This window comes from Rhodococcus sp. NPDC054953 (genome assembly GCF_053609225.1).
In genome coordinates, this window is sequence record NZ_JBSGXD010000084.1 from 1 (window position 1) to 615 (window position 615).

Below are 615 nucleotides of genomic sequence, written 5' to 3' on the forward strand. Positions count from 1 at the left end.
GCCTGGTCCTGTTCGGCACGGCCTCCGTCCTGGCCGCCTTCGCGCCCAACGCCGCGGTCCTGATCGGCGCCCGCGCCTTCCTGGCGGTCGGCGCCGCCGCGATGATGCCCGCCACCCTCTCCCTCATCCGCATCACCTTCGAGGACGAGCGCGAACGCGGCATCGCCATCGGCGTGTGGGGCACCATGTCCGTCTTCGGCATGGCGCTCGGCCCGATCGTGGGCGGGCTGCTGCTGGAGCACTTCTGGTGGGGCTCGGTCTTCCTGATCAACGTCCCCGTGGTGCTGATCGCCCTGGTGGCCGCCGCCTTCCTCGCCCCGGGCGGCTCCGGCAACCCGGACAAGCCCTGGGACCTGCTCGCCTCCACCCAGATCATGGTCGGTCTGGTCGGCGTCGTGTACGCGATCAAGGAGATCACCAAGCCGGCCCCGCAGCCCCTGCACGTCGTGCTCGCCCTGCTGGCCGCCGCCGTCGGCTTCCTGCTCTTCGTCCGCCGCCAGCGCGGCACGGCGCACCCGCTGATCGACTTCACCCTGCTGCGCGACCCGCGCATCATGGCCGGCATCGCGGCGGCCGGTCTGGCGATGTTCGCGGACGCCGGGATCCAGCTGGTGC

Annotated in this window: 1 protein-coding gene; it reads left to right on the top strand. The window is 72.2% G+C overall.

Features of this window, described 5'->3' with window-relative positions; translation table 11 throughout:
- Positions 1–615 (top strand): MFS transporter (locus ACWF62_RS20635; RefSeq protein WP_452631297.1); only part of this gene is annotated, 615 nt, incomplete at both ends.